The sequence below is a fragment of the Methylobacterium sp. WL116 genome, assembly GCF_008039455.1.
Classification (GTDB): Bacteria; Pseudomonadota; Alphaproteobacteria; order Rhizobiales; family Beijerinckiaceae; genus Methylobacterium.
Map to the genome: position 1 here is coordinate 1 of NZ_VRUV01000053.1, position 15412 is coordinate 15412.

The following is a 15412-nucleotide window of genomic DNA, read 5'->3' on the forward strand; positions in this document are numbered from 1 at the left end:
CCGCTGATGGCGCGCCTCGCCGCCGCCGGATCGCGCGTCGTCGCCCTCGAGGCCGGCCCGAACTTCGACCCCAAGGGCTTCGCCTTCGACGAGACGCTCGCCGACGAGATCTACTGGACCGACGAGCGCCTGAGCGGCGGCTCGACCCCGGAAGCCTTCGGCGGCAACAACAGCGGCACGGGCGTCGGCGGCTCGACCCTGCACTGGGGCGCGTTCTGCCCGCGCGCCGACCAGCGCGATTTGATGATCCGCACCGAGACCGGCGAGGGCGTCGACTGGCCCGTGAGCTACGACGAGCTGCTGCCGTTCTACGAGCGCGTCGAGGCCTTCATCGGCGTCTCCGGCCCGCAGAGCTATCCGTGGGACGCGAGCCGTCGCTACCCCCTCGCGCCGGTGCCCCGCAATGCGTCGGCGCAGATCATGGCGCAGGCCTGCGAGGGTGCGGGCATCCGCGCGACCGATGCGCCCGCGGCCGTGGTCTCCCGCGACTTCGCGCAGGAGGGCGGGGGCTTGCGCCCGGCCTGCATCAATTGCGGCTACTGCCACCAGGGCTGCCGCAACGGCGCCAAGACCAGCATGGACGTGACCTACCTGCCCCTGGCGGTGGCCCACGGTGCCGAGATCCGGTCCGAGGCGCGGGCCCACGGGTTCGAGCGCGATCGCGACGGCCGGATCACCGCGGTGGTCTACCGGCAGGGCGGCGTCGACCGCCGCCAGCGTTGCGCGCAGGTGTTCCTCTGCGCCGGCTCAGTCGAGACCGCGCGGCTGCTGCTGCATACGGGGCTGGCCAACGGCAGCGGGCAGGTCGGGCGCAACTACATGGGTCACGTCGCGACCCAGGTCTGGGGCACGTTCGACGCCGAGACGCGGCCCAACCGGGGCTACCCGTCGTCGCTGATCACTGAGGACATGATCCGGCCGAAGGACGCCGACTTCGTCGGCGGCTACCTCGTCCAGAGCCTCGGCGTCGCGCCGCTGACCTTCGCCAACTCGGTGGCCCGCGGCCGCAAGCTCTGGGGCAAGGCGCTCGGCGACTACCTGGCGGACTACAACCACGTCGCCGGCATCGGCATCAACGGCGAGACCCTGCCGTGCGATGCCAACCGGCTGACGCTCTCCGACGAGACCGACGCCCTGGGCATGGGCAAGGCGACGATCGATTTCGGCTACGGCCACAACGAGGAGCGGCTGAACGCCCACGCGACGAAGCTGATGATCGACCTGTGGACGCGGGCCGGCGCCCGCGACATCTGGGCGCTCGACCGGGTCGCCCACACCATCGGCACCTGCCGCATGGGGCATGACGGCGACGAGGCCGTCGTGGACCCGTTCGGAAAATCCTTCGAGGTCCCGAACCTGTGGATCTGCGACGGCTCCACCTTCCCGAGCTCGCTCGCGGCGAACCCGGCCCTGACCATCATGGCGCTCAGCCTGCGCAGTGCCGAGAAGGTGCTGAGCGGGGCCTGATCCGACGGGGCGCGCCAGCGGCGGGCCCCGTCGGAGCGACCGATCGCGCGACGTCAGGCTGCGATCGCCTCGGGCTTCGGGGCGGGAGCGTCCATGGCCCGCATATAGACGTCGAGCAGCGTCTCGTGCTCGTCGCGCGCATCCTGGTCGAGCTTGCGCAGGCGGATGATCTCCTTGAGGATCTTCACGTCGAGGCCCTCACCCTTGGCCTCGGCGAAGATCTCCTTCTTCGCCTCCATCAGCGCCTTGATCTCCTCGTCGACCTGCTCGACCCGCTCGATGATGGAGCGGATGCGGTCGCCGGCGATCCCAATCGTGTCGGTCATCCAAGAACCTCTGTTCGCGAGAAGCCACGGCCGGCTCGTCGCGCATCGGGGTGAGCGAACGGTTAAGGCGAGACCGCACACCGCCGCACGAGGGATCTGGATTTTCGGCCGGGGACCGGCTATATCAGAGGTGCGGTTGATGACCGGTTCGTAATAACGTTTCAGGACCCGGAGGGCAGTACTCCGGCGCCTCCACCACGAACGCAGTGGGCGACGCCTGACCGAGCTGCGTTTCTGATGGGGGCGAAATAGGTTCGACTGGGCGGTAAAGGGATCGCGAGTTCAGCTTCACTCCGGTGAGGTACGATGCGACTGTCGGTAGGGACTCGACCGGTTCGACGCGGGCAACCCCCGTTTCGGGCACCTGACCAAATCCTAAATGCCAACGATAACGTTGTCATGGATGCCCGCCTCGCGGCGTAAGCATCTTGCGGTAGGGTAACCGTCGAAACAGAACCCGGGGCTTCGGCCCTGGGACCCACCTTTCCCTTCTCGTCGGCGTTCACGTGCTCGATGCGCCAGGCCAACCGGCCCGGCATGTGCGCTCGCAGCCCCGCCGTCGCGAGAAACGGCGGGGCCGAGCGCTGCGAAGCCCTCAGCGCTTCTTGTTGGCGTTGTGGTGCCCGATGGCGCAGCCCGCGGCCGCACCCATCTTGCCGTGGCCGGCCATATGGCCCGCGACGCCGCCGACGATGGCACCCTTGATGCAGCCCTTGGCCTCGGCCGGTGCGGATTGGGCGAGCGCGCCGAGGGCGAGCAGGCCGGCGAGGTTGGCGATCTTCATGAGCGTTGGCCTCCTTGGATGTGGAGACCGAACGAGCGGGACGCCGACAGCGTTCCGGACTGCTTTTTTCCGGTCTTCGATGCAGGGCCGCCATGCGCGCATCGAGCGACATGAATTGACACCGCGCGAAAACCCGCGACATCACGGGGCTTGATCGCACTGACACAGGAAGGCGCACGTGGCTCGTCCCGAACTCGGTACCAAACGGATCTGCCCGACGACCGGCAGGAAGTTCTACGACCTCGGTCGTGATCCGGTGGTTTCCCCCTATTCCGGCGAGGTCGTCCCGACCGCCGCCCTCACCCCCTTCGCCAGCCGGTCCGCGCCGATCGCCGCCCGCAAGGATCCGGTCGCCGACGACGACGAGGCCGATGCCGCCGGTCCGGAACTGGTCTCCCTCGACGAGGTCGAGGCCGAGGAGACCGAGAAGGATACCGACACGGACACCGAGGTCGACGACGTCATCGAGCCGGATGCCGACGGCGAAACCGCCGACGACGATACCCTCGTGGTCGACGACGAGGACGACGACACCACCGATCTCGTCGACGTCGAGGAAGACGACGACGATTGAGCGTTCGCGACGGGTCGGGTCGGCTCGATCCCCGCGATAGGATCCGGCTCGATGCACCCCCGGTGCGTCGAGCCGATCGCATGTCGGGATGAGCGATCGTCGGCGTCCTCCTAGGAACGTGTCCGAAACGACGCCTCGGCCAAGAAAAAAGGGCCCCCTGCGGAGCCCTCGCTTCGTTCGTCGATCATTCCACGAAAGCGGAATGGTGGGCGCGACAGGGATCGAACCTGTGACCCCTTCCATGTCAAGGAAGTGCTCTCCCGCTGAGCTACGCGCCCTCGCCGAAGCCGTTTCGCTTCGGTGTGGGGGGCCTATAGCCTCCGCCGTGGGGCGGCGCAAGCCGCATTGGACGATTGAGGCCGCGAAGCCTGCCACCTGAGACGGCCGCCTGTCCGCTCGCCCGGTCTGGCGGCGCTGCAACGACCACGGAAATGCGCTATGGCGCGGTCCCGGGCGGCGCGCGACGCCTCGCTCAGGACTGGGCCCGGAGCACGGGCGCGGCAGCGATGGAACATGCGGTTCTTGATCGACTACGACAACGGCGACGTGATCCGCGGCTGGATCGTCCCGGACAACCCTCTGGCGGTGAGCCGAGTCGTGGTCTCCGTCGAGGGCCGGCGGTTGGCTGAGGTCGCGGCCACGATCACCGAGCCTGCCTTCCAGCACAACGGCTGGCACTCGACCGGGCAATGCGTCTTCGAGCTGCGGGACGCCGAGGTGCCGGGCCTCTCGACGATGCCGGTCCTTGAACTCTACGACGCCGACACCAACGTGCTGGTCCACCGGCGCGTGCCGCGCGAGCGCCTGATCGACCGGCGGGTGCTCCTGATCAACACCGGCATCCACGCCGAAGTCGGACTGCAGAACGCGCTGTTCCCGTACTTCCAGCAATCCTACTTCGGCATCCACAAGCTGTCCGACGAGATCGTGAGCAGCGTTCTGGGAAACATGACGCCGACGTCTCAGCTCCTGTCCGGCGCGCTGGTGGTGCCGCGCTACGAGCAGTACTTCCCACCCGAGCGCATGCTGTCGGCGATCCTGGTCCAGGACCCGTACGTCGAGATGGCGACGCGCATGCTGTGGCTGAAGGCGCGGACCGCGGTCGAGGAGGATGCCGGTTGGCGGATCGGCCGCTACGCCGAGGCGGCCCTGTTCGTCGACGCGTACGACTACGCCGACCCGAAGAGCCTGAAGCGCTTCTTCCGGATGCTCCCGGAGCCGGCCTATCACCTCCTCTACAATCCCCTGTCCCGCCAGCTCGGCACGCGCCTACCCGACGACCGTCTGCACCCCGGCAATTCCATCGTCGCGATCGAGATCCTCGCGCGCCTCGGCATCGTCGGGCACAGGACCTACTTCGAGGCCTTTGCCTCCACCCTGTTCGACCAGATCGGGCTGGAGGGCATTGTGCCGATGCCGGCGCCGGTTCCGATCTCGAACGAGGCGCTGGCCTTGGCCGACCGCCTCCGCGCAGTGAAGGCGGTCGCCGACATGCTGGTGTTCGACATCGCCATGTCGGACGCGGTGCTGATGTCCCTCGCTAAGAGCTGGAATCACTGAGGTGGCGGAGATCGAGGCTACCGTCCTCGGACGCGGACCGACGCGGACGCTCGCGATGCAACGCGACGCGGACGGGCTGCGCCTCGACCTTGCAGGGTTAGGCCTCGACGGGGCCTGGGTGACCATCACGCTGTACGACGACCCGGCCGCCCCCCGCGAGGCACGCCCGCTGATGAGCCTCGTCGTCACCGACGATGCCCGGCCCGGCGTGCCGCTCGCCGACGAAGCCATCGGCGGCGGCGTATCCACCTGGACCGGCCAGGTCCCGGCCGCGATCCGCGCCCTACGGATAGCGAACCTCGCCGACGGCAGGCCGCCGCATCCGAGCCGGATCACCGTTCGACGCCGCACGCGTCCGGCCCTGGTCGCCCGCGCCTTCGCGCGTGCTCCTGGGCTCGCGGTGCAGGCCGTGTACTGGCGCAGCCTCGGAAAACGGGTGCGCGGGCGCGGGTTCCTCGATCGGGCGCTGCGGCACCGGACCGAGAGCGGCTATGCCGCTTGGATCCGGCGAGCCGACACCCTGGACCCGGCCGAGCGCCGCCGCATCCGGGCGGAGGTCTCGGCCTGGGAAACGCCGCCGCTGATCTCGATCCTGATGCCGGTCTACGATCCGGCTCCGAAGGTCCTGCGCACGGCGCTGCTTTCGGTCCAGGCCCAGCTCTATCCGCATTGGGAGCTCTGCGTCGTAGACGACGCCTCGACCGACCCAGCGGTCCCGAGGCTGCTCGAACGGTTCGCCGCTTCCGATCCCCGGATCCGCGTGGCGTGCCGGTCGGAGAACGGGCACATCGCCCGCGCGACCAACGACGCGCTGGCGGCGGCGCAGGGCCCGTTCTGCGCCTTCCTCGACCACGACGATGCGCTCCCCGCCCATGCCCTCTACGAGGTTGTCCGGGCGATCCGCATCGATCCCGACCTCGTTCTGATCTACAGCGACGAGGACAAGATCGATCGCCGCGGCAGCCGCTTCGACCCGCACTTCAAGGCCGACTTCGATCGCGAGCTGCTGTACGGGCAGAACTACATCAACCACCTGACCGTGATCCGCACCGAGGCCCTGCGCGCCGTCGGGGGCCTGCGCCCCGGCTTCGAGGGCAGCCAGGATCACGACCTGCTCCTTCGCCTCACCGACGGGCTCGATCCCGCCCGGATCCGGCACATCCCGGCGGTGCTGTATCACTGGCGGGCGGCGGGCGGTTCTGGCACCTTCTCTGACCGGGCGCTCGCCCGCGCCGAGGTGGCCCGCCTCCAGGCGCTCGCCGAGGTCGTCGCCCCTTGGGGCGGCCGGGCCGAGCGTGGGCCCGCAGGCTTCAACCGGCTGGTGCGCCCCCTCCCCGATCCTGTACCCCGTGTCTCGGTGATCATCCCGACGCGGGACCGTGCCGAGTTGCTGCGCGTGACCCTCGACGGCCTGTTCGGTCGGACCGCTTATCCGGCGATCGAGGTCATCGTCGTCGACAACGACAGCCGGGAGCCCGAAACCCACGCCCTGTTCACACGATACCGGGACGATCCGCGCCTGCGTGTCCTCCCGGTTACCGGCGCGTTCAACTTCTCGGACCTGTCGAACCGCGGGGCGGCGGCCGCGACGGGTTCGGTGCTGCTCTTCCTCAACAACGACGTCGAGGTGATCGAGCCGGGCTGGCTCCGGGAGCTGGTGTCGATCGCGCTCGCGCCCGACATCGGCGCGGTCGGCGCCAAGCTGCTCTACCCGGACGGGACGCTGCAGCACGGCGGCGTGATCCTCGGGATCGGGGGCGTCGCCGGTCACAGCCATCTCGGGCTCGACGGTACCGAGCCCGGCTATTTCGGGCGGATGACGATGGCGCACGAGGTTTCGGCGGTCACGGGGGCGTGCCTCGCAATGCGCGCCGACGTCTTCGCCGCCCTCGGCGGCTTCGACGCCGAGGATCTCAAGGTCGCCTTCAACGATGTCGACCTCTGCCTGCGCGTGCGCGCGGCCGGCTACCGGATCGTGTGGACGCCCTTCGCCGCCCTCGTCCACCACGAGTCGAAGAGTCGCGGTCCGGAGGACACTCCGGAGAAGTGGACGCGGTTCGAGCGCGAGACGGCGGTGATGCAGGCGCGCTGGGGCGCGCGACTGCGCGCCGATCCCTACTACAACATCAATCTGTCACGGATTTCCGGGCATTACCGGCTCTGAGCCGTGGCCGGGATCGTGGGCCGTGCGAGAAGACGACGCAGGTCTGCGGCCTTCCCCGGCACGCGTTCCGATGCGGGCGCTCTCCGGCCTGTTCCCTGGACGTCCGATCCGGGGTAATGCTGCAGTGCAATCGGCGATCGCACCCGAGCCGACGACGGAGGTTGCATGCGAATCGTCATGGTCGGGTCGGGGTATGTCGGCCTCGTCTCCGGGACCTGCTTTGCCGATTTCGGGCACGAGGTGGTGTGCCTGGACAAGGACCCGGCCAAGATCGAGGCGCTGCGCGCCGGTCGCATGCCGATCTACGAGCCGGGCCTCGAGGCGCTGGTCGCCGAGAACGTGCGCAGCGGCCGGCTCGGCTTCGGGCTGGACCTCGCCGCGGCGGTGGCCGAGGCGGATGCGGTGTTCATCGCGGTCGGCACGCCGTCGCGCCGCGGCGATGGGTTCGCCGACCTGAGCTACGTCTACGCGGCCGCCCGCGAGATCGCCGCCGCGCTCACCGGCTACACGGTGATCGTCACCAAATCGACGGTGCCGGTCGGCACCGGCGACGAGGTCGAGCGCATCATCCGCGAGGCGCGGCCCGATGCCGCCTTCGGGGTCGTGTCCAACCCCGAGTTCCTGCGCGAGGGAGCGGCGATCGACGACTTCAAGCGGCCGGACCGCATCGTCATCGGCACCGACGACGCGCGCGCCGAGGGCGTGATGCGCGAGGTCTACCGCCCGCTCTACCTCAACGCCGCGCCGATCCTGGTCACCGGACGGCGCACGGCCGAGCTGACCAAGTACGCCGCCAACGCGTTCCTCGCCACCAAGATCACCTTCATCAACGAGATCGCCGACCTGTGCGAGCGGGTCGGTGCCGACGTGCAGGAGGTCGCCCGCGGGATCGGCCTCGACAACCGCATCGGCGCGAAGTTCCTCCATGCCGGGCCGGGCTACGGCGGCTCGTGCTTCCCCAAGGACACGCTGGCCCTGGTGAAGACCGCGCAGGATGCCGGGACGCCGATGCGGATCGTCGAGACCGTGGTCGCGGTCAACGACCAGCGGAAGCGCGCGATGGCGCGCAAGGTGATCCAGGCCTGCGGTGGCTCGGTGCGGGGCAAGACGATCGCGCTGCTCGGCCTCACCTTCAAGCCGAACACCGACGACATGCGCGATGCGCCCTCGCTCGCCATCGTCGCGGGGTTGCAGGATGCCGGCGCCACCGTGCGCGCCTACGATCCCGAGGGGATGGAACAGGCCCGCCGGCTCCTGCCCGACATCGCCTACGCCGAGGATCCCTATTCTTGCGCGGAGGGCGCCGACGCCCTGGTGCTGGTGACCGAGTGGAACGCGTTCCGGGCGCTCGATCTCGAACGCCTGCGCGCCACCATGGCCGAGCCGGTCCTCGTCGACCTTCGCAACGTCTATCGCGTGCAGGACGTCGAGCGCCTCGGCTTCCGCTACGCCGGCGTGGGGCGTGCGTTCGATCGCCGAGCGCGGCTGGATTGAGCCGGCAATCCGCGTCCCGCGATGGCGATCGCATCGCCGACCTGGGGACAGGCGGCACGTCGTTGCGACGTGCGGCAATCATGCAGCGGTCTCAACACAAATTCACCCGGTTTCATCGGCTCAGATGCGGGGTGATATCAGTGTGCGGCAAAGCTTAGGTTGATGAACGTTCGCCACAGCCGACCGCAAATCGGCCACTTCGATGCCGTCGTCCCTTCCTCAGGTTGGACAGCGATTTAGCGCCATACTAAGCATCGGCCCGGGGGCTGTCTTGCCGGCGACTGAACCGTTTTCCGTTAACGAGCGTGTGCGAATCAAACGTGACACAACGTACTGACATCGCGATCGTCGGTCGCGCCTGCCGGCTCCCCGGCGCGCCGAGCGTCGACGGTCTCTGGCAGCTCCTGACGGAGGCGCGCTGCGCCGTCGGCCGCATTCCCGGGGACCGCTGGTCCCTGGACCGCTTCGGGCATCCGCGGGCGCAGGAGCGCGGCAAGAGCTACACCTGGGCCGCCGGCGTCCTCGACGACATCTGGTCGTTCGACCCGGCGGTGTTCGGCATCTCGCCGCGCGAGGCCGAGCAGATGGATCCGCAGCAGCGGCTCCTGCTCGAGCTGACTTGGGAAGCGCTGGAAGATGCGGGCATGCGCCCCTCGAGCGTCGCCGGCAGCCCGATCGGAGTGTACGTCGGCGCCTCGTCGCTCGATTACGGCAACCTGCGCATCCTCGACGTGCCGTCGGGCGACGCCTACGCGGCGACCGGCAACACGCTCTCGATCCTGTCGAACCGGATCTCGTACATCTTCGACCTCAAGGGTCCGAGCTTCACCGTCGACACCGCCTGCTCGTCCTCCCTGGTCGCCCTCGACAACGCGGTCGCCGCGATCCGGTCCGGCCGCGTCGACACCGCGGTCGTGGCCGGCGTCAACGTGCTGGCGAGCCCCTTCAACTTCATCTGCTTCTCCAATGCGCAGATGCTGTCGCGCACCGGGCTGTGCCAGGCCTTCTCGGCCTCCGCCGACGGCTACGTCCGCTCGGAGGGCGGCGTGGTGCTCGTGCTGCAATCGGCAGAGGCCGCGCGGCGCGGGGGCTCGACCGTGCGCGGCGTGATCGCCGCGTCCGGCGTCAACTCGGACGGGCGCACCACCGGCATCTCGCTGCCGTCGGGCTACGCGCAGGGCGCGCTGCTGGAGCAGGTCTACCGCGAGGCCGAGATCGACCTCGACGATATGGCCTTCATGGAGGCCCACGGCACCGGCACGCCGGTGGGCGACCCGATCGAGGCCTCCGCCATCGGCGGCAAGATCGGCAAGGGCCGCAAAAGCCCGCTGCCGATCGGCTCGATCAAGACCAACATCGGGCACACCGAGCCGGTCTCCGGCCTCGCCGGCCTGCTCAAGGCGAGCCTCGCCCTCGAGCACGACCTGGTGCCGCCGTCGCTGCACTCGGCCGAGCTCAACCCCGACATCCCCTTCGCCGAGATGAACCTGCACGTGGTGCAGACGGCGCTGGCGATTCCGCGCGGCGCGCGTCAGCGCTTCGCCGGCGTGAACTCCTTCGGCTTCGGCGGCACCAACGCCCACGTCGTGCTGACCGATCCGGCCCCGGTGGCCACGCCGGCCTCCGCGGCCCGCGCGCCCGAGGTGCTGCTGCTCTCGGCCCAGAGCCGCGCCGCCCTCAACGAGCTCGCCCTCGACTATGCCGATCGCTTCGACGCCGCGGGCCCTGCCGAGGCCGATCGGATCGCGGCCGGCGCCGCGCATCGTCGGGAGCGCCTGTCGTCCCGCCTCGCGATCACCCTCGACGGCAAGGCCGACATCGCCGCCGAGCTCCGTGCCATCGGCGAGGCCGAGGACTCGGCCGTCGCGCTCACCGGCACCGCGATCGACCGGGCGGCCGACGTCGCCTTCGTCTATTCCGGCAACGGCAGCCAGTGGGCCGGGATGGGCCGCGAGGCCTATGCCGAGAACGCGGTGTTCCGCGCGGCCTTCGACCGGATCGACACGCTGTTCGCCGCCTACTCGAAATGGTCGCTCAAGGCGGCTTTGGACGCCGAGGACCTCGACGAGCGCCTGGCACTGACCAGCGTCTCGCAGCCGCTGATCTTCGCGATCCAGAGCGCCTCGACCACCGCCCTCCGCGCGGCCGGCCTCGCGCCGAAATTCGTGCTCGGGCACAGCGTCGGCGAGATCGCCGCGGCGGAGGCTGCCGGGATCCTCAGCCTCGAGCAGGCGGTAAGGGTCATCTTCTACCGCAGCCATCATCAAGAGACGACGCGCGGCCAGGGCACCATGGCGGTGCTGCTGATGCCGGCCGAGGAGGTCGAGGGCTTCCTCGAGGATTACCCGACCCTCGACATCGCCGCCTACAACAGCCCCAAGGCCGTCACCGTGGCCGGGCCCGTCGCCGCGATCGACGCCGCGCTCAAGGCGCTGTCGCGCAAGCGCCGGCGCGGGCGCAAGCTCGACCTCGACTACGCCTTCCACGGCCGGTTCATGGACCCGACCGAGAAGCCGCTGCTGCGCGACCTCGCCGGCCTGAAGCCGTCGCCCGGAACCACCGCGATGGTCTCGACGGTGACCGGCGCGGTGCTCGACGGCGGCCAGTTCGGCGGCACCTACTGGTGGCGCAACATCCGCGAGCCGGTGCGCTTCTGCGAGGCGGTGCAGGAGGCGACCCGCCAGGGCGCCCGCATCTTCGTCGAGGTCGGCCCGCGCGCGACGCTGATGTCGCATATCGGCGACGCGATCGAGCCGCTCGGCATCGACAACGCCACCGTCGGCGTGATGCACAAGAAGGCCAGCGGCGGCGATCCGATCGCCCGCGCGCTGGCGGCCGCCCTGGTCCAGGGCGCGGCCGTGGACGAGCGGACCGTCTTCGGCGACGCGCCGGCCGGCGCCCTGAACCTGCCGGCCTATCCCTGGCAGCGCCGCCCCTTCCGCCTCGGCGACACCACCGAAAGCCTGGGTGCGGCGACCCCGCGCGTGTACCACCCGCTCATCGGCTCGCGCGTCCAGGTCGACGGCCTGGAATGGCACGGCTTCGCCGACATCGCCACGATCCCCGAGCTCGACGACCACCGCATCGAGGGCCAGGCGATCATGCCGGGCGCCGGCTTCGTCGAGATGGCCCTGGCCGCCGTGCGCGAGGCCCTGCGCAGCGACCACGTCGTGCTCGCCGAGTTCGAGATCCACTCCCCGATGGTGTTCGGCGAGGAGGCCCTGCGCGAGGTCGCGGTGCGGATGTCGGGCTCCGGCAACGCGGTTCAGGTCCTGAGCCGCCCGCGGCTCACCCCGTCGCCGTGGCAGCTGCATGCCTCGGCCAAGATCGTCGAAGGCACCTTCGCGCCGCCGGTGCGGCCCGACGTCGAGATGCCGTCCGAGGACGTGCTCACCGGCGACGAGCTCTACCTGCGCGCCGAGGCGGCCGGTCTCGGCTTCGGCCCGAGCTTCCGCCAGGTCGCGGCGAGCGCCCGGATCGACGACGTCACCATCGTCTCCGACCTCGTTCCCGCCGAGGCCGACCCGCGCTACGGCCTCGTGCCGGCCCGCCTCGACGCCTGCTTCCACGGGCTGATCCTGCTGTTCGCCGACCTGCTCGGCGAGAATGCCGGCAAGGCCTACATCCCGGTGCGCTTCGGCGAGGTCCGGCTGCTGCGCCCCGGCGCCACGATCGCGCGGGCCGTCATCCGGACCCGGCGCTGCAACGAGCGCTCGATCCTGGCCGACTTCACCATCCTCGACGCCGAGGGCGAGGTCGTCGCCACCATCCGCGAGGGCCGCTTCCAGGCGCTGCGCGCCAAGGGCGGCGGCGACCTCGCCGCCTACGCGATCACGCAAGCGGCGGAACTCGCGACCGAGCCGACCGCGATCGCGATGGACCGCCGGTCGAGCATCGCCGCGCTGTTGAAGCCGGCCGCCAAGGCTGCTCGCGCCGCATCCGGCGCCCCGCTCTCGCCCGGGCATCTCCTGCTCGAGGGCTGGGCGACCTCGCTCGCCTACCGCCTCGCCTCCGGCCTGAAGCAGGGCGCCACCGTCGCGATCGACGCGCGCGTCCCGGACGAGATGCGCCCGTGGCTCGTCAACGCGCTCTACGCCCTCGAAAGCAGCGGGCTCGCCGAGCAGGATGGCGACGTCTGGCGTCTCGGCGACGGCGACGCGCTGCCGGCGCCGACCGAGATCATGCGCTGGATCGCGGCCGACCATCCCGAGCTGTCGGCCGAGCTGGTCCTGCTGGCCGATGTCGGCGCCCTGGTCGACCGCCTGCTCGCCGGCACCCTCACCGAGGCTCCGAGCCTGCCGCAGAACGCGCTCGACGCGTTCACCCTGCGCAGCGCCACCGCCCGCGCCTCGGCCGACGTCGTCGCCGGGATCGCCGAGGCCTGCGGCGGCATGCTGCCGAAGGACCGGGCGCTCCGCCTGCTCCAGGTCGGCTTCGGGCCGTTGTCCGCCCAGGTCGCGGCCTTCGCCGAATCCGCCGAGGCGCGCCTCACGGTGTTCGACACCGACCGGCGCCTTGCGGAGCGCGCCCGCCTCGCCCTCCCCCGCGGCGTCGCGGTGATCGAGGCCGCCGAGGACCTTCCGGCGGCCGGCTTCGACCTGATCCTAGCCAGCGGCGCGTTGCATCGCGGCGAACGCGACCTGCCGCAGCGGCTGGCCAACGCGCTCGCCACCGGCGGCCTGCTGCTCGCGGTCGAGCCCGGCGCCTCGCTGTTCCGCGACCTCGTCTTCGGCCTGATCCCCGGCTGGTTCGAGGCCGGGCTCGGCGACATGCCGGTCGGCCGCCTCGACGACATCCCGGGCTGGCAGCGCACCCTCAGCGCCACCGGCCTCGTCAGCGTCGCGGTCGACCGCGCCGCCTCGGTCAACGGCGACGACCTCCTGCTCGTCGCCGAAGCGCCGCCCCGGCCCGGCAAGGCCGCCGCGCAGACCTTCGCCTTCGTCATCGGCTCGGACGACGAGTTCGCCGCCGAGACCGCCTCGTCGCTCGCGACCCTGCTCGTCGCCGCCGGCGTGCACGTCTCGATCATCCTCGACTCCGAGGCCTCGCTGCTGGAGCTGGAGCGCGAGACCCCGGACACGGTGGTGTTCCTGGCCGGCGCCTTCACCCGCGGCGGCGATGCCGCGGCGCGGTTGCGCGAACGCTGCCTTAGCCTGAAGCGCTGCACCGAGCATCTCGGCGCGCGCCAGACCAAGCTCTGGGTGGTCTCGCCCGGCGCGACCCGCGACGGCGGCGGGCAGGCCGCGTCCGTCGAGGCCGGGGTCTGGGCGTTCTCGCGCACGCTGGCCAACGAGATCGCGACGCTCGACGTGCGCCGCATCGACCTCGCCCCCGAGATCGGCTCGAAGCGCGCGGCCGAGCGCCTGCGCGACCTGATCCTCTCGGGCACGCAAGAGACCGAGATCGTCCTGGACGACGACCGCACCCGGGTGATCCGCTTCCGTCCCGGTCACACGCTCCGGCGGATCGATCCCGAGGCGGTGCCGGCCGAGGCCGCCCGCCTGGAGCGCAGCAACACCGGCGGCCTCAACGAGATGGTCTGGGGGCCGGCGATCCGCCGCGCGCCGGGTGCCGGCGAGGTCGAGATCGCCGTCGAGGCGACCGGCCTGAACTTCCGCGACGTGCTCTGGGCGCTCTCGATGCTGCCCGAGGAGATCCTGGAGGACGGCTTCGCCGGCCCCCGCCTCGGCCTCGAATGCGCCGGCCGCGTCGTCGCGGTCGGTGCCGGCGTCCAGGCCTTCAAGGTCGGCGATCCGGTCGTGGCCTTCGCGCAGTCCGGCTTCTCGACCCACATCGTCGTGCCCGAGCTGGTCGTCGCGCCTTCGCCCGCCGGCCTCGATCCGATGGCGGCGGCGACCGTGCCGGTCGCCTTCCTCACCGCCTATTACGGGCTGGTCTCCTGCGCCCGGCTGCGCCGCGGCGAATGGGTGCTGGTCCACGGCGGTGCCGGCGGCGTCGGCCTCGCCGCCCTGCAGATCGCCAAGCTCAAGGGCGCCCGCGTCATCGCCACCGCCGGCTCGCGCGAGAAGCGTGCGCTGGTGAAGGCGCTCGGCGCCGAGCACGTGCTCGACTCGCGCTCGCTCGCCTTCGTCGACGATATCCGCGCGCTCACCGGCACCGGCGTCGACGTGGTCCTGAACAGCCTGTTCGGCGAGGCGATGGAGCGCTCGCTCAACGCGCTGAAGCCGTTCGGCCGGTTCATCGAGCTGGGCAAGCGCGACTACGTCGCCAACACCCATATCGGCCTGCGTCCGTTCCGGCGGAACCTGAGCTACTTCGGCGTCGACCTCGACCAGGTGCTGCAGCACCAGGGCGACGACGGCGCACGGATGTTCCGCGAGGTGATGGCCCTGTTCAACGACGGCGGCCTCAAGCCCCTGCCCTACCAGCCGTTCACCGCCGACGAGACCTCGGATGCGTTCCGGCTGATGCAGCAATCGGGACACGTCGGGAAGATCGTGATCGCGCCACCGAAGCCCGGCCGCGTGCTCACCGCCCGCAACACGCCCTTCACGGTCTCGACCGACGGCGTCCACCTGATCACCGGCGGCCTCGGCGGCTTCGGTGGCGTGGCGGCCCGCTGGCTCGCCGAACGCGGCGCGAAGAACCTCCTCCTCGTCGGCCGCAAGGGCGCCGAGTCCGACGAGGCCAAGGCCGTCGTCGCCGACCTGACCGCCCGCGGCGTGACGGTCGCGGCCACGCCGTGCGACATCACCAACCGCGTCGCGGTGGATGCATTGCTCGCCGGGATCGAGGCGTCGGGCCGCAAGCTCGCCGGCGTGATCCATGCGGCCGCCGTGCTGCAGGACGGCCTGATCGCCAACCTGGACGCCGCCGCGCTCGACGCGGTGATCGGCCCCAAGGTGATCGGCGCCCAGAACCTCGACGCCGCGACGCGCGACCGTGCGCTCGACTACTTCGTGGTGTTCTCCTCGGCCACGACCTTCATCGGCAATCCCGGCCAGGGCGCCTACGTCGCGGCCAACGGCTTCATGGAGGGGCTGGCCCGCCAGCGCCGCCGCCGGGGGCTGCCGGCGCTGGCC

Annotated in this window: 8 protein-coding genes, 1 tRNA gene and 1 other RNA gene; 7 read left to right on the forward strand and 3 right to left on the reverse strand. The window is 70.7% G+C overall.

The window, feature by feature from the left end:
- Positions 1-1467 (forward strand): GMC family oxidoreductase (locus tag FV223_RS07070; protein WP_147726139.1); only part of this gene is annotated, 1467 nt, incomplete at its 5' end.
- Between the two features lie 53 nt (positions 1468-1520).
- Here FV223_RS07070 and FV223_RS07075 read toward each other — a convergent pair.
- Positions 1521-1793 carry a DUF2312 domain-containing protein gene (locus FV223_RS07075; RefSeq protein WP_147726140.1) on the reverse strand — a complete coding sequence of 91 codons (273 nt, stop codon included), beginning with the start codon at positions 1791-1793 and terminating at the stop codon, positions 1521-1523.
- Between the two features lie 93 nt (positions 1794-1886).
- On the opposite strand from FV223_RS07075, the gene ssrA reads away from it, so the two are divergent.
- Positions 1887-2258: a transfer-messenger RNA gene (gene ssrA, locus FV223_RS07080) on the forward strand.
- A 130-nt stretch (positions 2259-2388) separates the two neighbouring features.
- Here the strand turns inward: ssrA and FV223_RS07085 are convergent.
- A complete protein-coding gene (locus FV223_RS07085) occupies positions 2389-2577 on the reverse strand; it encodes a hypothetical protein (protein WP_147726141.1) in 189 nt (62 codons plus the stop codon).
- Between the two features lie 178 nt (positions 2578-2755).
- Here FV223_RS07085 and FV223_RS07090 point away from each other — a divergent pair, with 178 nt between their 5' ends.
- On the forward strand, positions 2756-3151 hold the full coding sequence (locus FV223_RS07090) for a TIGR02300 family protein (protein WP_147726142.1): 396 nt from the start codon (positions 2756-2758) through the stop codon (positions 3149-3151).
- A 203-nt stretch (positions 3152-3354) separates the two neighbouring features.
- On the opposite strand, the gene FV223_RS07095 is transcribed toward FV223_RS07090, so the two are convergent.
- Positions 3355-3429 (reverse strand) — tRNA-Val (locus FV223_RS07095).
- Positions 3430-3664: 235 nt separating this feature from the next.
- On the opposite strand from FV223_RS07095, the gene FV223_RS07100 reads away from it, so the two are divergent.
- The 4 genes from FV223_RS07100 to FV223_RS07115 all read left to right on the forward strand — a co-directional run.
- Positions 3665-4711 (forward strand): hypothetical protein, encoded by a 1047-nt coding sequence (locus FV223_RS07100; protein WP_147726143.1) that lies wholly within the window; start codon positions 3665-3667, stop codon positions 4709-4711.
- Between the two features lie 55 nt (positions 4712-4766).
- Positions 4767-6875: a glycosyltransferase family 2 protein gene (locus FV223_RS07105; RefSeq protein WP_147726144.1), complete on the forward strand. Its 2109-nt coding sequence runs from the start codon at positions 4767-4769 to the stop codon at positions 6873-6875.
- Between the two features lie 165 nt (positions 6876-7040).
- The gene (locus FV223_RS07110) at positions 7041-8369 is read left to right on the forward strand and encodes a UDP-glucose/GDP-mannose dehydrogenase family protein (RefSeq protein ID WP_147726145.1); all 1329 of its coding nucleotides are present in this window, start codon (positions 7041-7043) and stop codon (positions 8367-8369) included.
- A gap of 320 nt (positions 8370-8689) precedes the next feature.
- Positions 8690-15412, forward strand: a 6723-nt coding sequence (locus FV223_RS07115; RefSeq protein ID WP_187276082.1) for a type I polyketide synthase, incomplete at its 3' end; no start/stop codon positions are given.

Excerpts from the sequence above, each read along its gene's own strand:
- FV223_RS07100 (WP_147726143.1), top strand. The coding sequence starts at position 3,665 with ATGCGGTTCTTGATCGACTACGACAACGGCGACGTGATCCGCGGCTGG.
- FV223_RS07075 (WP_147726140.1), bottom strand. The coding sequence starts at position 1,793 with ATGACCGACACGATTGGGATCGCCGGCGACCGCATCCGCTCCATCATC.
- FV223_RS07110 (WP_147726145.1), top strand. The coding sequence starts at position 7,041 with ATGCGAATCGTCATGGTCGGGTCGGGGTATGTCGGCCTCGTCTCCGGG.
- FV223_RS07085 (WP_147726141.1), bottom strand. The coding sequence starts at position 2,577 with ATGAAGATCGCCAACCTCGCCGGCCTGCTCGCCCTCGGCGCGCTCGCC.
- FV223_RS07105 (WP_147726144.1), top strand. The coding sequence starts at position 4,767 with ATGCAACGCGACGCGGACGGGCTGCGCCTCGACCTTGCAGGGTTAGGC.